General features: G+C 64.4%; 21 protein-coding genes. 5 read left to right on the forward strand and 16 right to left on the reverse strand.

The annotated features are described in order from the left end of the window. Window positions 1–114 precede the first annotated feature (114 nt). Complete coding sequence (gene hflX / locus QMK22_RS08290) at window positions 115–1,695, reverse strand: GTPase HflX (protein WP_283497157.1); 1,581 nt, start codon at window positions 1,693–1,695, stop codon at window positions 115–117. 41 nt (window positions 1,696–1,736) lie between these two features. Between hflX and QMK22_RS08295 the strand changes: the two genes are divergently transcribed. Further along, entirely contained in the window at window positions 1,737–2,345 is a 609-nt protein-coding gene (locus QMK22_RS08295) for a class I SAM-dependent methyltransferase (protein WP_283497158.1), read from the forward strand. 56 nt (window positions 2,346–2,401) lie between these two features. Here the strand turns inward: QMK22_RS08295 and dapF are convergent, their stop codons facing one another. The 15 genes from dapF to thyX all read right to left on the reverse strand — a co-directional run bounded on the left by dapF (window position 2,402) and on the right by thyX (window position 18,542). After that, complete coding sequence (dapF, locus tag QMK22_RS08300) at window positions 2,402–3,283, reverse strand: diaminopimelate epimerase (protein WP_283497159.1); 882 nt, start codon at window positions 3,281–3,283, stop codon at window positions 2,402–2,404. A 45-nt stretch (window positions 3,284–3,328) separates the two neighbouring features. Beyond that, window positions 3,329–4,312, reverse strand: a complete 984-nt coding sequence (miaA, locus tag QMK22_RS08305; protein ID WP_283497160.1) for a tRNA (adenosine(37)-N6)-dimethylallyltransferase MiaA — start codon at window positions 4,310–4,312, stop codon at window positions 3,329–3,331. Window positions 4,313–4,317: 5 nt separating this feature from the next. Further along, window positions 4,318–5,937 carry a tRNA (N6-isopentenyl adenosine(37)-C2)-methylthiotransferase MiaB gene (gene miaB / locus QMK22_RS08310; protein ID WP_283497161.1) on the reverse strand — a complete coding sequence of 540 codons (1,620 nt, stop codon included), beginning with the start codon at window positions 5,935–5,937 and terminating at the stop codon, window positions 4,318–4,320. A 61-nt stretch (window positions 5,938–5,998) separates the two neighbouring features. After that, the gene (locus QMK22_RS08315; protein ID WP_283497162.1) at window positions 5,999–6,760 is read right to left on the reverse strand and encodes a regulatory protein RecX; all 762 of its coding nucleotides are present in this window, start codon (window positions 6,758–6,760) and stop codon (window positions 5,999–6,001) included. A gap of 30 nt (window positions 6,761–6,790) precedes the next feature. Continuing rightward, complete coding sequence (gene recA, locus QMK22_RS08320; protein ID WP_283497163.1) at window positions 6,791–7,939, reverse strand: recombinase RecA; 1,149 nt, start codon at window positions 7,937–7,939, stop codon at window positions 6,791–6,793. Window positions 7,940–8,245: 306 nt separating this feature from the next. After that, window positions 8,246–8,470: a DUF3046 domain-containing protein gene (locus QMK22_RS08325; protein WP_283497164.1), complete on the reverse strand. Its 225-nt coding sequence runs from the start codon at window positions 8,468–8,470 to the stop codon at window positions 8,246–8,248. Window positions 8,471–8,560: 90 nt separating this feature from the next. Next, window positions 8,561–8,869, reverse strand: a complete 309-nt coding sequence (locus QMK22_RS08330) for a helix-turn-helix domain-containing protein (RefSeq protein ID WP_283497165.1) — start codon at window positions 8,867–8,869, stop codon at window positions 8,561–8,563. Window positions 8,870–9,026: 157 nt separating this feature from the next. Next, window positions 9,027–9,521: a CinA family protein gene (locus tag QMK22_RS08335; protein WP_283497166.1), complete on the reverse strand. Its 495-nt coding sequence runs from the start codon at window positions 9,519–9,521 to the stop codon at window positions 9,027–9,029. Window positions 9,522–9,561: 40 nt separating this feature from the next. Further along, window positions 9,562–10,155, reverse strand: a complete 594-nt coding sequence (pgsA, locus tag QMK22_RS08340) for a CDP-diacylglycerol--glycerol-3-phosphate 3-phosphatidyltransferase (RefSeq protein ID WP_283497167.1) — start codon at window positions 10,153–10,155, stop codon at window positions 9,562–9,564. Window positions 10,156–10,158: 3 nt separating this feature from the next. Continuing rightward, window positions 10,159–13,086, reverse strand: a complete 2,928-nt coding sequence (locus QMK22_RS08345) for an FtsK/SpoIIIE family DNA translocase (protein ID WP_283497168.1) — start codon at window positions 13,084–13,086, stop codon at window positions 10,159–10,161. A gap of 108 nt (window positions 13,087–13,194) precedes the next feature. Continuing rightward, on the reverse strand, window positions 13,195–14,418 hold the full coding sequence (locus tag QMK22_RS08350; protein WP_283497170.1) for an ABC transporter permease: 1,224 nt from the start codon (window positions 14,416–14,418) through the stop codon (window positions 13,195–13,197). Next, window positions 14,415–15,110: an ABC transporter ATP-binding protein gene (locus QMK22_RS08355; RefSeq protein WP_283497171.1), complete on the reverse strand. Its 696-nt coding sequence runs from the start codon at window positions 15,108–15,110 to the stop codon at window positions 14,415–14,417. Before QMK22_RS08355 ends, QMK22_RS08350 begins: the two co-directional genes overlap by 4 nt. Continuing rightward, window positions 15,107–16,168 carry an efflux RND transporter periplasmic adaptor subunit gene (locus QMK22_RS08360; RefSeq protein ID WP_283497172.1) on the reverse strand — a complete coding sequence of 354 codons (1,062 nt, stop codon included), beginning with the start codon at window positions 16,166–16,168 and terminating at the stop codon, window positions 15,107–15,109. The genes QMK22_RS08355 and QMK22_RS08360 overlap by 4 nt, the downstream gene beginning before the upstream one ends. A 638-nt stretch (window positions 16,169–16,806) precedes the next feature. Beyond that, window positions 16,807–17,784 (reverse strand): 4-hydroxy-tetrahydrodipicolinate synthase, encoded by a 978-nt coding sequence (gene dapA, locus QMK22_RS08365; RefSeq protein WP_283497173.1) that lies wholly within the window; start codon window positions 17,782–17,784, stop codon window positions 16,807–16,809. 47 nt (window positions 17,785–17,831) lie between these two features. After that, window positions 17,832–18,542 (reverse strand): FAD-dependent thymidylate synthase, encoded by a 711-nt coding sequence (gene thyX / locus QMK22_RS08370; protein ID WP_283497384.1) that lies wholly within the window; start codon window positions 18,540–18,542, stop codon window positions 17,832–17,834. 149 nt (window positions 18,543–18,691) lie between these two features. Here thyX and QMK22_RS08375 point away from each other — a divergent pair, with 149 nt between their 5' ends. From QMK22_RS08375 to QMK22_RS08390, 4 genes are all read left to right on the forward strand, one after another. After that, window positions 18,692–19,165 carry a TlpA family protein disulfide reductase gene (locus tag QMK22_RS08375; protein ID WP_283497174.1) on the forward strand — a complete coding sequence of 158 codons (474 nt, stop codon included), beginning with the start codon at window positions 18,692–18,694 and terminating at the stop codon, window positions 19,163–19,165. Continuing rightward, window positions 19,152–19,679, forward strand: a complete 528-nt coding sequence (locus tag QMK22_RS08380; protein ID WP_502857338.1) for a DUF4395 domain-containing protein — start codon at window positions 19,152–19,154, stop codon at window positions 19,677–19,679. The genes QMK22_RS08375 and QMK22_RS08380 overlap by 14 nt, the downstream gene beginning before the upstream one ends. 163 nt (window positions 19,680–19,842) lie before the next feature. Next, complete coding sequence (locus tag QMK22_RS08385; protein WP_283497175.1) at window positions 19,843–20,274, forward strand: OsmC family peroxiredoxin; 432 nt, start codon at window positions 19,843–19,845, stop codon at window positions 20,272–20,274. 9 nt (window positions 20,275–20,283) lie between these two features. Next, a complete protein-coding gene (locus QMK22_RS08390) occupies window positions 20,284–21,174 on the forward strand; it encodes a TIGR01777 family oxidoreductase (RefSeq protein WP_283497176.1) in 891 nt (296 codons plus the stop codon). The last annotated feature ends 20 nt before the right edge of the window (window positions 21,175–21,194 follow it).

The raw sequence follows: 21,194 nt of genomic DNA on the forward strand, positions 1-21,194 counted from the left end.
CTAATGCGCACGAATGTGACAGTTCATGTCATCGATGCGGTCAGACGCGCGCGGGCGCCAGGGTCTGTCCGCTGAATCAGTGCTCGGCCGCCGGTGAACTCACCGGTGGCCCGGCTAGGACGACAGCGCGGGCTGGATAATGAACGGGGCGAACTGCGGCCGGATCTCGGGCGTGACGAAGGCCGTGACGTGGGTTCCGGTTTCGACGTACTCGGTCGTTTCGATGCGGCCCACGTCGTGCAGCACCGCGATCAGGTCACCGCGGTCGTAGGGAATGAGCAGGTCGAGCTCGATCTGCGGCGTCGGCAGGAGCAACGCCACCGCGGCCAGCACCGTGTCAATGCCCTCACCGGTGCGGGCTGACACGAAGGTTGCCTTCGGTTCCAGGCCGCGGAGCACCAGCCGGTCGTCCTCGCTGATCAGGTCGCTCTTGTTGAAGACGACCAGTTCGGGAATATCCCGGGCGCCGACTTCGGAGATGACGTCGCGCACGGTGGCGAGTTGGGCGACCGGATCGGGGTGCGAACCGTCGACGACGTGCACGATAACATCGGCGTCAGCGACTTCTTCCAGGGTCGAGCGAAAGGCTTCGACCAGTTGGTGCGGCAGGTTGCGTACAAACCCGACCGTGTCGGTGAGGGTGTACAGACGTCCGTCGTCGGTGGTGGACTTGCGTACGGTGGCATCGAGAGTCGCGAACAGGGAGTTCTCAACGAGCACCCCCGCCTTGGTGATGCGGTTGAGCAGGCTCGACTTGCCGGCGTTGGTGTATCCGACGATGGCGACCGACGGAACAGCGTTGCGTTTGCGGTTGGCGCGCTTCGCTTCCCGGGCCGGCTTCATCTCGACCATCTGCTTGCGCAGCTTGGACATTCGGGTGTGGATGCGTCGGCGGTCGAGTTCGATCTTGGTTTCACCGGGGCCACGGGAACCCATTCCAGCGCCCGTACCACCAACCTGGCCACCGGCCTGGCGGGACATCGAGTCACCCCAACCGCGCAGGCGCGGCAGCATGTAGGCCATTTGGGCCAGTTCAACCTGCGCCTTGCCCTCGCGGCTCTTGGCGTGCTGGCTGAAAATGTCGAGAATCACGGCGGTGCGGTCGATGACCTTGACCTTGACCACGTCTTCGAGGGCACGCCGCTGACTGGGCGCGAGTTCGGTATCAGCGATGACGGTGTCGGCGCCGAGCGCCTTGACGATGTCCGCGACTTCCTGCGCCTTTCCCTTTCCCAAGTAGGTGCTCGGGTCGGGAGTGGCGCGACGTTGCAGTAAACCATCGAGAACGGTCGCACCGGCAGTTTCGGCGAGGGCGGCCAGTTCGCGCATGGAGTTTTCGGCGTCATCAACGGTTCCGTGGGTGTAAACCCCTACCAGAACAACGTTCTCCAGACGCAGCTGGCGGTATTCCACCTCGGTGACGTCTTCAAGCTCGGTGGAGAGTCCGCCGACCCGGCGCAGGGCATTACGGTCGGCACGTTCGGACTGATCACCGTCGTGGTCGCTGCCGTCATACTCGCCGGAGGTCTGATTCTGCAAAGCCTGGGCGGACCCGCTGCGAAATAGGGAGTAGCCGGCGGCCTTGCTGTCGGCGCTTTTCAACACCCGCGCGACGACATCGTCGGCGTCAAGGGCCTGTTCGCCGGCCTCATTATCTACTGCGTCGTTTCCGCTGGGCGCCGTTGGTTCACTCATCCCGTTAACCTTAGTTCAACGAACTTGAAAGGTTCCCTCCTATGTCGTCCGACCATTATTTTTCTCCGGCGCCCGGCACCGTATTGAAAACCCGCCAGATCACGGTGCAGCTGCACGGCCAGGATCGGGTTTTGACGACCGCCAACTCGGTGTTCAGCCCTGCGCACATTGACACCGGTACCGAAGTTCTGCTCAAGTACGCACCCGAACCACCCCTTGACGGACATTTTCTCGACCTCGGCTGTGGTTGGGGCCCCATTGCCCTGCACCTGGCACTCGCCTCCCCCGACGCAACAATCTGGGCCGTTGACGTGAATGAGCGAGCCCTCGACTTGGTATGCACCAATGCGGCTGCCCTCGGCCTGACCAACATCCACGCCGTGCTCGCCGCTGATGTACCCGCCGACATCAGCTTTCGCACCATTTGGTCCAACCCGCCCATTCGCGTCGGCAAGGACGAGTTGCACGCGCTGATGCAGACCTGGCTGCCGCGCCTCGAGCCAGAAGCGGATGCCTGGCTCGTCGTGCAGCGCAACCTCGGCTCAGATTCGCTTCAGCGTTGGCTGGCCGAGGAACTTCCCGATACCTTCGAGACCACTCGTGAGGCAATCAGCAAGGGCTTTCGAGTGCTCCAGGTACACCGAAGCTAGGCGGATCGCAGCTCGGTGAAAGGCAGCTCGGTGAAAGGCAGCTCGGTGAAGCGAAGCTAACCGAGGTTCAAAACGCCGTCGAAGACCAGCTCCGCCGGGCCGGACAGCGACACGTGCTCGCCGTCCTCGGCCGGAAAGATGCGCACTCCGAGTACGCCGCCGGGGAGCTCGACCCGCCACTGGTGTGGAGCGGACTTACCGGCCCAGTGCCGGGTCGCCAGAGCGGCCGCGGCGGCGCCGGTGCCGCAGGACAGCGTCTCCCCGCTACCGCGTTCGTGCACACGCATGCGGAACCGTCCGACGCCGTTGACGACGAGCGGGTCGTTCGGCACGACGAATTCGATGTTCACGCCGTTTTCCGGTTCGGGGTCAAGTTGTGGAATGAACGTCAAGTCGGCAGCGTCGAGTTCGTCATCATCGGCGAGGGCGACGACGGTGTGCGGGTTGCCCACGTTAATACCCAGGCCCGGACGAGCGACGGGCAGATTCCTGGTGCGCACGAGTGTTTCCGTGCCGTCAAGCTTCCATCGACCAAGATCAACCTGAAACCCCGAGGCATTGCGCTGAACGTCGCGCACACCGCCGCGGGTGCCGATGGTGAGGGTGTCGCCGGGGAGCAGTTCGGCGAGGTCATTTTCGATCAAAAATTTGGCGTAGACGCGGATCCCGTTGCCGCACATCTCTGAGACGGTACCGTCGGCGTTCCAGTAATCCATGAACCACTCCGCCGCGTCGTCTTCGGCGAGGGCCGCCGCTCCGTCTGGCAGGTTCTTGCTGCGCACGGCGCGGATGATGCCGTCGGCGCCGACGCCGAACTTGCGGTCACACACGGCGCGAATTTGGGCGGGGGTGAGCACCGTCGTGCCGTCAGGATCAGCGAACAGCACGAAGTCGTTGCCCGTGCCGTGGCCCTTGGTGAAGTTCAGTGTGATGCCCATGCTGCCAGTTTACGGGGCCATCGCCGCACGGTTCCCCGGCCGCTCTCAGACCGTCGGTGCGGGTGGCGCTTGGGGTGCACTGCCCCGGTCCACGTGCGCGAGGGCGTCGTCGACCCGATCGGCCGAGTCGGAGTCGATCCAGTGGGTGTGCGCGTAGCGTTTAAACCAGCTGACCTGGCGACGCGCATAGCGGCGGGTGAGCTGTTGGGTGCCCTCGATGGCCTCGGCCCGGCTCAGGTTGCCATGCACCTGGCCGAGAGCCTGCGCGTATCCGATCGCGCGGCTGGCCGTCACACCGTTCTCGATACCGGCCGCGAGCAGGCCGCGGGCTTCATCGACAATCCCGGCCTCCCACATGCGTTCCACCCGGGCATCGAGCCGAGGGGTGAGTTCTTCCCGCGGGGTACGCAGCCCCAGCAACACGCTCGGGCGCCAGTACACCGGCTCGTCCGGCAGGGCGGCTACGTGCGGGGCGCCGGTCAGCTCAACGATCTCCAGCGCGCGCACCAGGCGCCGACCGTTGCTCGGTCCGATGCGCGCGGCGGCCTGCGGATCGACGAACTGCAGGCGGGCGTACATCAGCCCGGGGCCGCGCACGACCAGTTCGGCCTCCAGTCGGGCGCGCAACACCGGGTCCGTACCGGGAAATCGAAAATCGAACACGACCGAGGACACATAGAGGCCCGAACCACCCACCAGGATCGGTACGACACCGCGCGAGCTGATTTCGGTCACGGCCGCGCGGGCATCCGTCTGGTAATTACTGACGGTGGCCTCGTCGGTCACGTTCAGCACGTCCAGCAGGTGGTGGGGAATGCCGCGGCGTTCAGCGACGGAGAGCTTCGCCGTGCCGATATTCATGCCCCGGTAGAGCTGCATGGCATCGGCGTTGACGACTTCAGCTGGCTGCCCGCGCTCGATCAGCCGTTCGGCCAGATCGAGCGACAGTTCCGACTTGCCGGTACCGGTGGAACCGACAATCGCGATCAGCGCCGCACGGTTACCGGACACCACGGGTTCAGACGACACCGACCCTAGCGCTCGTCGTCGTTAACGTTGTAAATGGGGATGGTCGTCGAGCCGCTTTCCGTGGGCAGACCGATCGGGGGCAGGCCGATCGTGGGCAGGCCCAGAGAGACCGGACCGGCGCCGCCTGAGGCCCCCGCGTGGCTCGGAACCGCGCACGATTCGGCTTCCATGCGGTCCCAGGCATCGCCGGCGCGGGTCGAACGGATGCGCAGGGGCGCACCATCCGTGGAGTCGGCAATGAGGTGGAACGGTGCCGCCTGGGTTACGACGACCGTGACCATGTCACCGGGGCGCGGGCGCGGTGAACCGTCGGGCACGTCAAAGTGCACCAGTCGGCTATCGGGGGCGCGTCCGCTCAGGCGGTGGGTGTCACTGTCTTTACGGCCGCCGTTGGCGACGAGCAGTTCCACTTCACGCCCGATGACCGCTTGGTTCTCTTCCAGCGAGATCCGCTCCTGCAGCGCCGCGAGACGCTCGTAGCGCTCCTGCACGATCGCCTTGGGAATCTGATCGGGCATGGTCGCGGCCGGGGTACCAGGACGAATCGAGTATTGGAAGGTGAACGCGGTGGCGAATCGGGCCTGTTCAACCACTCGGAGCGTCTCCTGAAAGTCCTCTTCGGTTTCGCCGGGGAAGCCCACGATGATATCAGTGCTTATCGCCGCGTTCGGCATCTGGGCGCGTACCCGGTCGAGAATGCCGAGGAACTTCGCACCGCGGTAGGAGCGCCGCATCGACTTGAGGATACGGTCCGAACCGGACTGCAACGGCATGTGCAGCTGCGGCATAACGGCGGGTGTCTCAGCCATGGCATCGATGACGTCGTCGGTGAACGCGGCGGGGTGCGGGCTGGTGAAGCGGATGCGCTCCAGCCCCTCGATCTTGCCGGCCGCGCGCAGGAGCTTGCCGAAGGCGAGTTTGTCACCGAACTCCACCCCGTAGGAGTTCACGTTCTGCCCGAGGAGGGTGACCTCGATGGCACCGTCGTCGACGAGCGCCTGAATCTCGGCCAGGATCTCCCCCGGGCGGCGGTCTTTCTCCTTGCCGCGCAGGGCCGGCACGATGCAGAAGGTGCAGGTGTTGTTGCAGCCGACCGAGATCGATACCCAGCCGCTGTAGCTGGAGTCGCGCTTGGTGGGCAGGGTGGACGGGAAGGTCTCGAGAGATTCGAGAATCTCCAGTTGCGCCTCGCCGTTGTGCCGTGCCCGTTCCAGCAGACTCGGCAGGGATCCCATGTTGTGGGTGCCGAAGACGACATCCACCCACGGCGCCTTCTCCAGGATGGTGTTTTTGTCTTTCTGGGCGAGGCAACCGCCGACCGCAATCTGCATGCCGGCGTGCTTACGCTTGACCGACGCCAGGTAGCCGAGGTTGCCATAGAGCTTGTTGTCGGCGTTCTCGCGCACCGCACAGGTATTGATCACGACGATGTCGGCCTCACCGCCGTTGGCCGAGACGTAGCCGGCGGCTTCCAGCGACCCGCTGAGTCGTTCCGAGTCGTGCACGTTCATCTGGCAACCGAAGGTGCGCACCTCGTAGGTGCGCGCGCGCCCCGAGTCGTCGATCGCGGCTGCCGAGGGAGTAATCACGGTTCGGCGGGCAAGGTCGGGGGCGGCAATACTCATAGTGGGTATAGTTTACGCGAGCATTTCAGTGAACGGGCCGTGTGCGCCACACTGCCGATCATTAACGGAATCGCACGCGGGATGCTCCCCCGCCGCCCCTGCTGTCCATTGCGGCCTTGACGGCAAGTCGCACGGACGCCGAACTGTAGCCCTTGCGCATCAGAAAACCGGTGAGACGGCGGTCAATCGTTTGGTCGTCAAAGCGTTCCAGCTGTGTCATTCGCTTGGTGGCCAGATCGATGGCCCGCTCGGCTTCGTCGTCGGGGAGTTCTTCGAGCTTGTCCAGCATCACGCTTGGGTCGAGCTTGCGCCGCCGCATTTCAGCTTCGACACCGGTGCGGCCCAGCCCCTTGCGCACGTTATGGCTGTGGATGATCTGGTCGGCGAGCTTGGCCTCGTCGAGGTAGTTCAACTCACTGAACTTCTCGATAATTTCACTCGCATCACCCGAGTCGACACCGGTGGCATTCAGCACCAGCAGGGCCTCGACCGTGGAGAGGGATCGTGCGCGCAAGCGGTGGAGCAGCACCTTCTCGGCGCGCTCGCGCTGGTCGAGCGCGTCGGCGGCGGCGATCGCCGCGTCATCGGCTCGATCGTCGAGTTGCATCTCGATATCCGCCTCGTTCGCCGCGGCGGCCGCCAGCGCCTCCGCTTCGGCTTCTGCAGCAGCAGCAGCAGCAGCGAAGCTGTTGACCAGCGGCGACTGAACCTCGAGCGGCGAGCGACGGGGCATCCCCGGCCCCGCGCCGGGCAAATAGGTCACGGAAGCCATACCGGCATCTTCGCGTTCTGCTGCGTCGTCCTTGGGTTCAAAGTGAACCATTTCCGTGACCTGCCTCTCTGTTCTGCCTGGTTAGGCGCTCTTACGGGCCGGCGCGGCCGACTTCGGCGCGATCGGGCCGTCGCTCTGCAGCGCTTCAGCGTCCGCTTCGGCCTTGGCCTTGGTTTCGGCTTCCAACGCGATGGCAGCAGCGGCTTTCTCGGCTGCCTTTGCCGCGATGCCCTCGGGACCAATACCGAGCTTGATCAGGATTTTGCGTTCAATTTCGTTCGCCATCTCGGGGTTCCTGAGCAGAAAATTGCGCGAATTTTCTTTACCCTGACCCAGCTGGTCACCGTCGTAGGTGTACCAGGCACCAGACTTCTTGACGATTCCCTTGTCGACGCCGAAGTCGATCAGGCTGCCTTCACGAGAGATGCCGATGCCGTAGATGATGTCGAACTCGGCCTGCTTAAAGGGCGGCGCCATCTTGTTCTTGACCACCTTGACCCTGGTGCGGTTGCCAATGGCATCGGTGCCGTCTTTGAGGGTTTCAATGCGACGAATATCGAGGCGCACCGAGGCGTAAAACTTGAGTGCCTTTCCGCCGGAGGTGGTCTCGGGGCTTCCGAAGAACACGCCGATCTTCTCGCGCAACTGGTTGATGAAGATCATGGTGGTATTGGTTTGGCTGAGACCACCGGTGAGCTTACGAAGGGCCTGCGACATGAGACGCGCCTGAAGGCCGACGTGGGAGTCACCCATCTCACCCTCAATTTCAGCGCGCGGCACGAGAGCCGCAACGGAGTCGACCACGATGAGATCGATTGACCCGCTCCGCACGAGCATGTCGGCGATTTCGAGGGCCTGCTCACCGGTGTCGGGCTGCGAGACGAGGAGGGCATCGATGTCGACGCCGAGCTTCTTGGCGTATTCCGGGTCAAGCGCATGCTCAGCGTCGATGAAGGCGGCGATGCCGCCGTTCTTCTGTGCGTTGGCGATGGCGTGCAGGGTGAGGGTGGTCTTTCCCGAGGATTCCGGACCGTAGATCTCTACGATGCGTCCGCGGGGCAGCCCGCCAACGCCGAGCGCGACGTCCAGGGCGATCGACCCGGTCGAAATGGTTTCGACGGGAGCGCGTTCGTCACTGCCGAGGCGCATGACCGATCCCTTGCCGAACTGACGGTCGATTTGCGCGAGGGCGGTTTCGAGGGCTTTTTCGCGGTTCGCTTGTGATGCCATGGTCGTGATCTCCTAGGTACTGCACGGTCGCCGTGACGCTGTGCATGGTGGCGCCTATAGGCTGTCGGCCCGCGCGTCGGGGAGAACCCGACGCCCGTTTCGACAAGGCAAATGCTGACTTTCTCTGACAAATTCGACTGTACGCCGCACCTCCGACATTGGCCGGGAGCACGATCGGACGGTGTGTAATCGGTCAGATTGTCTGCTGTGGAGGAGCCTATCAATGCCGAACAGATATTCGAGCATTATCATGAAAGTTTTTTGGCGTGTCGAATTGTCGGCCGAACGAAGACAGGCCCGACCGAGCTATTGGCGGGGAGCTGGGATGCCAGCGCCGTGCCAGCGGCTACGGGGCACGTCAACCTCAGCGCAGAGCGCCAGCCAGACGTCACGGGCGGGAACTCCGGCGGCGAGGGCCTGGTCGGCGGTTCTCCCGTCGAGCGGTGTGAGCACGAGGTCGCGGGTGAGGACGCGCCCGTACGCGTCGCCGAATTCTTCTTTCATCGCGGTGCGAAATTCGCTCAGTCGCACGGCACTCCTTCAAGGTGGTTCCTGCAATGAGAACCACCGCCGACACTCAGTGTCGGCGGTGGTGTCGTGGGATGAATCGGGGGATGGCGGCTAGCGCATCATGAGATCGGCATCGAACGTTTTGACCAACTCGTCCGGTACCGTGTCGGGGAATTGATCGATGCCTTCGATGACAGCGAGACGGTCGCCCACCTCGCGCATGATGACCGAGATCGGGGTTTCCAATGCATCGGCGACAGAGGCGAGAATCTCCGAAGAGGCCTCTTTCTGTCCTCGTTCTACCTCGCTGAGGTAGCCGAGTGCGACGCTGGCTTTACTTGCGACCTGACGCAGGGTACGCCCCTTTTGCAGGCGGAAGTCCCTGAGCACATCGCCGATTTCCTGCCGAACAAGAATCATCGGAACCTCCTTCTTATGCCTTGTATCCCAAGTTTATGATTACCGGGGTGCGGTGCTGGATGCTTACGTTACTGCATTCATCCGACACTCTGACACTACCGAGAATCCTTGGGGTTTTCTTGTGAATGTCTTCGTTGTAACCGGCCTGTAACAGGAACTATTCCGCGTCACCCCGCGCTATCAGCGCACGCACAGCATCGATGGACTGACGCACAGTTTCGGCGCGAATTTCGTCTCGGTCGCCGGTGAGCTGCAAGGGCACCGCCCAGGACCCGGTGCCTTTGGACAGGCCGATGAACACCGTTCCGGCCGGGTGCCCTTCAGCCGGCCCCGGGCCGGCAACGCCCGTCGTCGATACCCCGATGTCGGCGCGCACATCGTTCACCGCCAGCAGGGTGCGCACGCCACTCGCCATCTGCTTGGCGACATCGGCGTGCACGGGCCCGTGCACGTTGAGTACACTGCTGTCGACTCGAAGCAGGCTGCGCTTCAAGGCGGTGTCGTAGGCAACCACTCCCCCACGCACGACGGCTGACGCGCCGGGAATGCGCACGAGTTCGGCCACGAGCAGCCCGCCGGTGAGGGACTCGGCAACGGCAATGTTGAAGTGGTGGGCGGAGAGCTCCGCGATCAGCTCGGCCGTGGCATCCACTGGCGCAGCCGAATCGGGCGCGTCAGTATCCGGTGCCGGGTCAGGCAACGTCGTGCTTCCGCGTACGCCAGGCCGAAACCAGATAGTCGAGGCCGGAGACCACGGTGAGCACGAGCATGATAGACATGGTCGCCGTGTTGAGCCAGTGTACCCAGTCGCCAAAGACCAGCCAGAACGGCAGGAGAGCCAGCGAGATCGACACGGACTGGGCGATGGTTTTGAGCTTGCCACCGCGGCTGGCCGGAATGACCCGGTCGCGCAGCATGACGAATCGGAACACGGTGATGCCTATTTCACGCACCAGGATAACGATGGTTACCCACCAGGGCAGTTCACCGAGAATCGACAGGCAGACTAGGGCGCCGCTGGTGAGGATTTTGTCGGCGATCGGATCGAGAATCTTGCCCAGATCGGTGACGAGATTGTGCCGGCGAGCGATCATGCCGTCGATACCGTCGGTGGCGATGGCGATGATGAACAGCACGGCGGCGGCCCAGCGCAGGGCGTTGTCGGCACCGTTATCGGCCAGCAGCATCCAGATGAACACCGGGGCGAGCAGGATTCGCACGACCGTGATCAGGTTGGGCACGTTCCAGTTGCTGGGCCGGGTGACGGATTGGTGCGGTGATGCCATTGTTCAGTCCCTGCCGGTTAGTTTCCAGGCATCCTCGTCGTCCTCGGTGCCGTCCACCTCAGGATACCCCTGTGACATTTTCTCGACCGGGTCATCGGCGTAACGCGGGTCGGGTGCCGACCCGGTGCGAGCGTCGTCAGTCTGAGCTTTCAGGGCATGCTGTTCGTCATCGGAGCCGCGCAGGCGGGCGAGCACGCTGGGCAGCTGCTCCGCCGTCACGAGCACATCGCGCGCTTTGGAGCCCTCGGACGGGCCGACGATCTCCCGGGATTCGAGCAGGTCCATCAGGCGACCGGCCTTGGCGAAGCCGACGCGCAGTTTGCGCTGCAGCATCGAGGTCGACCCGAACTGGGTCGAGACGACGAGTTCCGCAGCGGCAAGCAGCACCTCGAGGTCGTCTCCGATATCAGAGTCGATCTCCTTGCGCGGGGCCACCATGGAGACGTCGGGCCGGTAGTCCGGCCGGGCCTGCATGGTGACGTGCTTGACGACCTTCTCGATTTCTTCCTCGGTGACCCAGGCACCCTGCACGCGCACAGCTTTGGAGGCGCCCATGGGCAGGAACAAGGCGTCGCCCTGGCCGATGAGCTTGTCGGCGCCGGGCTGGTCGAGGATGACTCGGGAGTCTGTGACGCTCGTCACTGCGAAGGCGAGTCTGGAGGGCACGTTGGCCTTGATCAGCCCGGTGACGACGTCGACGCTGGGTCGCTGGGTGGCCAATACGAGGTGGATGCCGGAGGCGCGCGCCAGCTGGGTGATACGCACGATCGAGTCTTCGACGTCGCGCGGAGCGACCATCATGAGGTCGGCGAGCTCATCGACGACGACCAGCAGGTACGGGTAGGCCTTGAGCTTGCGTTCGCTGCCGGCCGGAAGCACGATCTCCCCGTTGTTGACGGCCTTGTTGAAGTCGTCGATGTGTCGAAAACCGAAGCTCGCCAGGTCGTCGTAACGCATGTCCATCTCTTTCACGACCCACTGCAGCGCTTCGGCTGCCTTCTTCGCGTTCGTGATGATGGGGGTGATGAGGTGCGGTACGCCGGCATAGGCGGCAAGTTCGACCCGCTTCGGGTCGATGAGCACCATGCGCACGTCGCTCGGTTTGGCACGCATCAGCAGGCTCGTGATCATGGAGTTGACGAAGCTCGACTTGCCGGAGCCGGTGGAACCGGCCACGAGCAAGTGGGGCATTTTCGCGAGGTTGGCCATCACGAAGCCACCGCCGACGTCTTTGCCCACGCCGATGGTCATCGGGTGGGTGGCTTTGGTGGCGGTGCTTGACCGCAACACGTCGCCGAGGGTCACGATTTCGCGATCAACGTTGGGAATTTCAATGCCGATCGCGCTTTTGCCCGGAATCGGCGAAAGAATGCGCACCTCGTTCGAGGCGACAGCGTAGGAGAGGTTCTTGCTCAAGGCGGTGACCCGCTCGACCTTGACTCCCGGGCCGAGTTCGATCTCATATTGGGTGACCGTGGGGCCGCGAGAGAACCCGGTGACCTTCGCATCGACCTGAAACTGACGCAATACCTCGGTGATCGATTTGACGACGACATCGTTGGCGGCGGAACGCGCCTTGGCCGGCGGGCCGGCCGTGAGAGTGGATGCGGCGGGAACGAGATAGGGAATGGCCGGGTGCGGATCGGTGGAGGCGAGCGGCGGCAGGGCTGCGCCGGAGGCATCCACTGCCTGGCTCAATTCGGGGAAGACATCGTCGAAGCCGGGAAGAACCTCGGTGGGTGCTGCCGGGTCATCTGAATGGAGGCCGGTGGACGGTGCCCCGCCCAGGTCGACCTCACCGGTGAACTGTTTGACGGCGAGCTCGGCCTTGCGCAGGTCCTCGAGCACCTCGGTGCCGTAGTGGTCCCGCTCGGGTGGTGCGGTGTGATCGGTGACGTCGGATTCGATGGCGCTGTCGAAACCGCCCTGCGACTGGCCGCCGCCCAGCAGAACGCTGAGCGGGTCGGCGGAGTCGGCGGTCGCTGCTCGGGTCTTGGCCGCGGCCTCCGCCTCCGCCTCGGTCGACAGCGCACTACCGAAGTCGGGATCTTCTTCCCGCTTGCTGTTATTTCGGCGCCACCACGGCAGAGCGCCTTCGGCTTCATCGCCACTGCCGTCGACACCGTCAAGCTCCACCTGTGCAGTCTTGCCCGGCTTGGCAGCCTTGGCTTCTTTGGCAGCTGCTCGTTCTTCGTCATCGGTCAATTGGGCGCCGAACAGCCAGTCATACAGTTCGCGGGAACGCTGACCGATCCGGTTCGGCGGAGTCTTGGTAATGATGAACAGGCTCAGGACCAGCAACAGGATGACGACGATCGTGGCACCGATGGACGTGGTCAGCATGATCAGGGGGGCGGCGATCATCCACCCGATGACGCCGCCGGCCAGTGCGAGGGCCGGCATGCCGTCTTGCGGTTGCGGCTGCACGCCGAAAATGTGGCAGAGCCCGGAGATGGTCACCAGCAGCAGGCTGAGGCCGATGCCGATGCGACCGTTGTCGTGCACGGAACTGGGTTTGCGAAACAACCAGACGGAGAACACCAACAGGATGACCGGCAGGGCGAAAGCGACTCGGCCGAATAACCCCCCGAAGGTATACGCGTCAAGTTGCTGGGCGACGACGTTGTTGATCAGGAACCATTCCACGATGGCGCCGGAGACAGCCAGCAGCACGAGAAAGAACGGCAAACCGTCTCGGCGTTCGTCTTTGGAGAGTTTTTCGGGGCCGAGCGCACGGGCGGCACCACCGGTGAGGTGGGCCAGGCCGGTCCAGATGCGGGCGCCGAGGCTCGGTTTCACTTCGACGGCGGTGAACTTGACGGTCTTCTGCGCGGCGGTTGCGCCGGCTCCGCGCGTGGTGGGTTTGCGCGCCGGAGCGCCCTTCGCTGCCGGGGTGCGGGCACGCCCGTTCGACTTAGTGCTCGTAGCCATGAAATAACGCTACCAAGCACCGGCGACATTCCCCCGACCCCACGCCCACGGCCTGCGCGACGGGCCGGTCCGACCTGCCCCTGACTGCCGCACGGTACATCCGCTGATTCAATAGCGGATGGCGTCGATCACCTTCACCCGTACCGCGACCAACGCCGGGATGAGACCGGCCAGAGCACCGACGGCGCTCGCGCAGACCAGGCCGAGCACGGCCGCTTCGACCGGGAACGGGGGGAAGTCGGTGACCTGGCCCTGGCTGATGAAATTTTCGACGAACGGGCTTTTCACGATCAGAACGGCGGCGATCACGCCCACGATACCGGCGACGACGGTGGCCACGACGCTTTCCATCATGACGGCGAAGAAGACCCGGCCGGCCGTCGCGCCGAAGCTACGACGAATGCCAATTTCCCGGATGCGCTGTTTAAGCGTGACCAGGGCAATATTGACCAGACCGAGCGCACCGAGCAGCAGAACCAGTCCGGCGATGGCACCGACCGTGAGCTTGAGCGACAGGTAGGGGTCGCCGTCTTGATAGGCCGCATAATCCTGGCGGTTCACCTGAACGAATGCCGCACTGCCGAGCGCACCCTGCACGTCACGTTGCAGAGCCGTCACGAGCGCTCCAGAGACATCAACGGGCACCCACAGTTCGTACGATGGCGGTCCGAATTGAAAGTTTGAGTCGGCGACGGGAGTCAGAGCGGTGAGCGCGTCGGCGAGCATGTACATGGCCGGTTCGGTCTCCCACGACAGCGCAGGGTAGACGCCGGTCACGACCGCCGTCGTGGTGCCGGTACCGAGGAGACTGATCGTCGGGTGGGTTCGGAGGTCCGGTCGGCCCAGTCGGTCCCAGAAGACGGTGTTAACGAGCACGGCCGGCGCGAGTCGGTTCTGATCATCGTCGGTGAACCAGTCGCCCTCGTCGAGGGTGACTCGGTGCATGGTGCCGTAGGGCGGGTCGACACCGATGGTCTGCACCGGCACGGCCCCATCGGTGAACTGCACCGTCTGGCTGATGTTGACGACACGGCTGGCATAGTCGATCTGGTACCGTTCGAGCGCGGTGCGCCAGATTTCGGGCATTTCGATCGGGGTGGAGCCATCGTTCATCGAGGCCGACAGGTAGAGACTCGCGGCTCGTCCGCCCGCGCGTTCACTCTGTTCCACGGTCGCCTGCTGGGCGACCGCGCCGAGCCCGACCACGGTGGTGATGGCGCAGACGGCGACCGCCACACCGATCAGTGACAGCATGACGCGGGTCTTGTGGATACGCACCTCCTGCCAGGCCTCGACGACCGAGCCCACCAGATTGCTCGCAAGGCGCTTCACGCCGGCACCGCGCTGGCGACCCGCAACACGCCGTGGTCCAGCCGAAAGTGCTGGGCGGCCCGAGCAGCGATGGCCGGATCGTGCGTGATGGTGACGAGGGCAGCTCCGGACTCGGTGGCGACCTCGTCGATGAGGTCCATCACCGTCTCACCGGTTTCAAGGTCAAGCGCGCCGGTGGGTTCGTCGGCGAGAATCAGCCGCGGGCCACGCACCAAGGATCGGGCGATTGCCACTCGCTGCTGTTCGCCGCCGCTCAGACGGTCGGGCAGAGAGGCGAGCCGGTCGCCGAGGTCGACCCGTTCGAGCATCGCCGTGGCGATGCGGGCGCGCTGCCAAAACTGGCGGCCCTCGGCGTAGAGCAGCGGGGTCATCACGTTTTCGAGGGCGGTGCGCCCCGGCAACAGGTTGAACTGTTGAAAGATGAAACCGACCTCGCGGCCACGCAACCGATCGCGCGCGCCGGAGGACAGCGACTGCACTGCGCGGTCCTCGAACAGCATCGTGCCGCTCGTCGGGCTGTCGAGCAGCCCGAGTAGGTTCAGCAGCGTGGTCTTGCCCGACCCTGAACGGCCAACGATCGACACACGGTCCCCGACGTTCACCACCAGGTCGACGCCGGAGAGGATGGTGAGCGGTGGCGCATCGATGAGCTGCACCGTGCGAGTGACTCCCTCGAGGTGTAGCAGGGTCATTGCGAAATCCCGCTGCTGGAAACGCTGGGCCCGAAGCACACTTCGCTGCCGTCGGGCTGCAGATCGCAACCGCCGGAGCCCGGCGGAACGGCGCTGGCCCCCGGCACGAACTGGTTGATCAGGTCGCCTTCGACGAGTCCGTCGATGACCTGCACGTTGATTCCGTCGGTCATACCGAGCGTCACCGGCCGTTCCTCGGTGCCGCCGCCGGGCAATACGAACCAGACGACGCCGGTTTCGGCCGAACCTTTGACGGCCGTCGTCGGTACGACCAGTACGTTCTCGGCCAGGCCGGCGGCGATCGTGATTTGAGCGGCCAACCCGGAGAAGACGGTCACCTCGGCCGGAATGGCACAGGTGACCGTGGTGCCACTCGTGCCGGGATCGGCGGAGCCGCCGTCACCGACGGTTCCAGCGCCGGCCAGCGGCGAGGTAATGGTCAAACTGGTGCAGGTAAACGGCGCCGGCCCGTTTGTGATGGTGACGGTCGCCTCGGTCGGCTTTGTCAGCAGGCGATACTGCTGCTCGGGGCTCAGAGCGCCGCTCACCGAGAAGCTCGGCGGGGCGACCTGGCCGGTGGAATCCCCCACGGCCACGCTCTGACCATGGATCACACCGAGCGCGCTGAGAACGCCGCTGATCGGCGCGAGCACCTTGGCAAAGGTGACCACGGGCTTCGGCTGGGTGATGGTGATGTTGCCGTCGGCATCCGTTGATTCGACGGGGTCTTTGATCGTCTCGACTCGGATGTCATAAATCTTGTCGCCCGAGTTCACGGCCTGACCGGCCGTCACGAAGATCTCGTCGACCGTGCCGACGGCGGTTGATTTCACGGCGACCGCCGGGTCGGCGCTCACGGTGCCGGGCAGGGTCACGTCGTTTTTGACGGTTCCGATGGCCACCGGAATCTCTGGTTCGACGACGACGCCGGTTGGTTCGGCCGGGTTGCGTTCTGGCGCGCTGTCGGGGTAGAAAGCGACCTTGACGAGGGCAACGGCGATGGCCGCAACGAAGATGAGCCGAAGGATGGGAAACACCCATTTGCGTGCAACGTTCACGTCACTCCCCACGCGGCTGACCCGACGTGGATCATGCTCGATGGGGCGATCCTAGCGTTTTGCGAGCGGATGCGCCTCAACCGGCGCTCGGGAGGTGGCCCGGGCACAGTCGCGGACGGGCACGGCAGTGGACGGGCACGGCAGTGGATGCAGGTTGGTGGCGGTGGTGGGGCCGCCGAATTGTTTGTCGCGGGTGTGGTCGAGATCGAAATGTCGGGCGGAGCGATTGCAGCCGTGAAACCGGCAGGCGCACGGCGCACGGTGATGCTGTCGGGGTGGAAGCGTTCGCGGAGTTTGCGGGCTTTGCCGTCAAACTGGGTCGGGGTGAGACGTTTCGCGTGGGGCAGCAGCACCTGCCCGATCTTCAACAGAGAAGCATCAGTCCGCGAATTGCTCGTCGTGGAGGCCATCGAAGAACGAATCGGCGGAGAACGAATCGGCGGAGAAGGAATCGGCGGAGCCCGGCTGGGAGAATTCGCCGCTTTGACTCATGCTCTCATTGTACCAAAACCATGCGCCGGAGTCGAGGGATTCTCAGATAAATTGCGACGTCTGTGCGAAGGTGCATTCGGGCGCGATGATCACCTTCAAGCGACAGCCTCGAGTTGTGCGATGGCGAGTTCGGCGAGCGGGTTGCTTTAGCGGGTGGTACCGGCGACCTTCGGCAGCGATCCGCCGGCGGCCGCGTTGCGGTCGGGACGGAAATTGGAGAAGTCCACGCCGGGGATGTTTTTGACCAGCGACAGTTCGTCTTCGATCTGGGCCGCCTCTGAGTCTTCCGGTCCGACCAGGGGCAGACGCACGCGCGGGCTGCCGATGCGGCCGAGGCCGTGCAGGATGTACTTCACGGCGACGGTACCGGGAACGTGGGTGCTGACGGCGCGCACAAGCGGTTCGAGCATCTGGTGCGCGGCGGTCGCAACCTTGAGGTCGCCACGATTGACCGCGTCGACCATGTGCCGGTACGGGGTCGCCGTGATGTTGCCGGTGACGCCGATGAGGCCGGTCGCACCGATGGCCAGATGGCCGAGAACGTTGGGGTCATCGCCCGAGAAGTACATAAGGTCGGTTTGGTTGAGCACCCGGCTGGCCTGGGCAAAGTCCCCCTTGGCGTCTTTGATCGCCAAAATATTGGGGTGCTTCGCCGCACGCAGGATGGTCTCGTAGGCGATGGCCACACCGGTGCGGCCGGGGATGTCGTAGAGAATGACAGGCAGATCCGTGGCATCCGCGATCATGCGGAAGTGCGTGAGGATACCAGCCTGAGTGGGCTTGTTGTAGTACGGGGTGACGATCATATTGCCGTCGGCACCGGCCTTTTCGCTTTGGCGGGCAAGCTGCATGGCGTGCGCGGTCTCGTTGGAACCACCACCGGTGATGATCTTGGCCCGGCCGTTCGCGACCGACTTGCCGACCTCGACCAGACGGATTTTCTCCGGGTCGGTCAGTGTGCTCGTCTCACCGGTCGTGCCCGTGACCACGATGCCGTCGGCGCCGGCGTTGATGACGTCGTCGATGTGTTTCTCCACCCCGGCCCAGTCCACTTCGCCATCAAAAGTAAACGGGGTGACCAGCGCAACCAGCACCTGGCCAAAGGGATTCGTAGAGGTAGACACGAAGTACAGGCTATCGTCTCCGTGCCCCTTGCCGGAATTAGGGGTTCTTAGGGGGAAACTCGACCGTTTTTGTTGAAGGCGGCGTAGGTGAGGGGCATCAGGGTTTCGAAGTGGGTTTCCATCTGCTCGGCACACATTTCGATCTCACGCTGCGGAAACGATGGGAACGACGAGCCCTCGCGCTTGGTGCGCAGGCTGAGAAAGTTCATGAGCGAACGCGCGTTGAGTGTGACGTACATCGACGAGTAGATGTTCAACGGCAGCACGATGCGGGCGACCTCGCGGGCGACGCCGGCTTCGAGCATCCGCTGATAGGCCTCGTAGGAGTGAATCGCGGCGGCGCGGGTCTGCTGTTGCACGAGCGCAGTCTGCTCGGCCGAACCGGGCAGAAAGTCGTAAGCGCCTGGCTTGCCAACCTGGATGAGGTTGCGCTGCTCGGAGGGAACGTAGAACACCGGGGCAAGCTCCCGATAGCGGCCCGATTCCTCGTTGTAGGAGGCGATCCGGTGCCGCATGAACTCGCGGAACACAAAAATGGGGGCGCGCACGTAGAACGTCATGGAGTTGTGTTCGAACGGCGAGCCGTGCCGATCGCGCATGAGGTAGTTGATCAACCCGCGATCACGCTTCTCATCGACCTCACTCTCGGCACCGCTCAGCTGGCTCTGCTCCAGGGTCTGCTCGCCCAGGGTCGATACCCGGGCAGCGAACAGCACGTCGGAGTCGTGGGCGCTCGCGCGCACCAACTCCACGGTCATTTCAGATCGAAACTCAATTTCAGACACCGCTTCAGGCTAGCCGGTCTGCCAGCCAGTCTGCTGGCCGGTCTGCTGACCAAAACTCCCCGCGCGCGTAATCTCTCGTCACAGTCCGCCGAACCAGTCCGACCCCGCGTAGCGTCGAGATCATGAACCCCCTCGAAGCGATCGGCCTGCTGTTCGCCCTGTTGGCCGTCACGACAATTCTGGGTTTGGTCTGGCGTGCACACCAGGGTCGAGTGGCCCGGGGAACCGGCGACGTCATCACCCCAGCGGATGTTTCCAGCACGATCGCTTTCGGCCGCGAAGCCACCCTCCTGCAGTTTTCGACCGAGCTGTGCGCCCGATGCCCGGGCACCCGTCGCCTGCTTGGCACCGTGGCCGAGGCCAACCCGGGCGTGGTGCACGTGGACGTGGATCTCACTCACCGGGCCGATCTGGCAAACCGATATGCCATCTTGCAAACACCGACCACGCTGATTTTGGATGGCGCTGGGCGGGTGCGAGCCCGCGTGGGAGGAGCGCCGAACCGTGCCGATATCCAGGCGACGCTGACCACAATCGCGCCGGGCGCCAGCGCCGGCACCCTCAGCACGGCGGGGAGTTCGCGTGTCGGCCTCTGAGACCCCACCGGGGACACCCGCGACGACCGAAACGCCCATCAGCACCGGGCGCCCTCGACTCGACCCACGCGGGCCGCGTTTTGGAGCAGCCATTACGGCCGTGTTGTTGTTGGCCGTGATTTTTCTGTCGCTCGTGGAAGCTTCCACCGCCGCGCTGACCCTGTTGGCAGCACTCACCGCCCTGTTCGCCTGGGGCGCATTCGCCGGAGCGGGCCGACACCCCTACGGCGTGTTGTTCAAAACTTTTGTGCGCCCGCGCCTCGCTCCCCCGACCGAGCTCGAAGACGCCGCGCCGCCGACCTTCGCGCAGGCTGTCGGCCTGGCCGTCACCCTGGTCGGCCTCGCGCTGGGCCTGGCCGGACTGCCCGCCGCCGTCAGCATCGCGGCGGCCGCAGCATTTGTCGCTGCCTTTCTGAACGCGGTCTTTGACTACTGCCTGGGCTGCCAGATCTACCTGCTGCTCGTGCGCTCCGGCGTGCTGAATCGAGCCAGTGGAGCCGTCGACGACGCCTGAACGTCGGTTCTCGCTCAGCTGGCCGCGGCCCGGACACGCCCGACCCGCATATATTCACGCCGCCCGGGCGTGTCGGTTGTCTCTCAGCCGTTTCCCAGACGGGACTCGTTCGCGGGGCAGGTCCGACGGATAGGGTGGGATTCAAACACCTGGAGGTAACACCATGCCCACGACGCTCACCAGTGAAGCAACCACCGTATGGACCGGCGACCTGACGACCGGTGCCGGCACCGTCACCCTCGATTCCTCGCACGCCGCCGAATTCGCGGTGAATTGGAAGGCCCGCGCTGAAGGTGTTTCGAATACGACCAACCCCGAGGAACTGCTCGGCGCCGCCCACGCGGCCTGCTTTTCAATGGCTTTGGCCAATGCGCTTGGCTCTGCCGGGCATGTCCCCGAGAACATCCAGACCACCGCGGCCGTAACGTTCGCTGCCGGTACCGGGGTCGTTGGCAGCCACCTGCTGGTGAGCGCGAAGATCCCCGGCCTGACCGAGGCCGAGTTCGAGGTTTTCGCTCAGGATGCCAAAGAGAACTGCCCGATCTCGAAGGCGCTCGCGGGCATTCCCATCACCATCGAAGCCGAGCTGGCCTAAGCCACACCGATGCGCGTTCTGATCGCGGGGGCATCCGGCCTCATCGGCACCGAGTTGTGCCGCCAGCTTGCCGCTGGCGGCCACACGCCGGTGCGGCTGGTGCGGCGGGAAGCCCTCGGTAAAAACGAGATTCGGTGGGACCCCGCGGGGTCGATTCTGGACGCGCAGGTGCTCGATACCATCGACGCGGTGGTCAATCTCTCGGGAGCGTCGCTGGCCCGATTGCCCTGGACGGCGAATTATCGCGAAGAGATTCTGCAGTCCCGGCTCTCGGCCACCCGTACACTCACCACGGCGTTGGGGCAGGCAACCACGCCCCCGACGGTGCTTCTGAACGGCTCAGCGGTCGGGATCTACGGCGACCGGCCCGGGGAAGTTCTGACCGAGACATCCGCTGTCGGATCGGATTTTCTGGCCGATGTGGTCACCCAATGGGAGGCTTCGGCCCACCACGCACCCGAAGCGACCCGGGTGGTCACGCTGCGCACGGGCCTCGTGATCGCCAAGGGTGGCGCCCTCAAACCGCTACTGCCGCTCGCAAAACTCGGTCTGGCCGGGCCGCTCGGCGGCGGCAACCAACATTGGCCCTGGGTGAGCCTGCACGATGAGGCCTCCGCCATTGTGCACCTGCTGACCTCGACGTTGACCGGCCCGGTGAACTTGGTCGGACCGAGCCCGGCGACGTCCAACGACATCATCAGCGCGCTGGCCGTTGCCCTGCACCGCCCGTTTCTGCTGCCGGTGCCGCAGAAGATCCTAACCCTGGTGTTGCGGGATGCTGCCCGCCCGCTGCTGCTCGCCGACCAGCAGGTCAGCTCGCAAAAGCTCCAAAGCGACGGCTTCGAGTTCGCCCATCGCATTCCGGCCACCGCGATCGCCTGGATGCTGCGCCACTCCTAGTCAGCAGCTCATGGTTATAG

This window comes from Cryobacterium sp. PH29-G1, from assembly GCF_030063365.1.
Lineage (GTDB): Bacteria > Actinomycetota > Actinomycetes > Actinomycetales > Microbacteriaceae > Cryobacterium.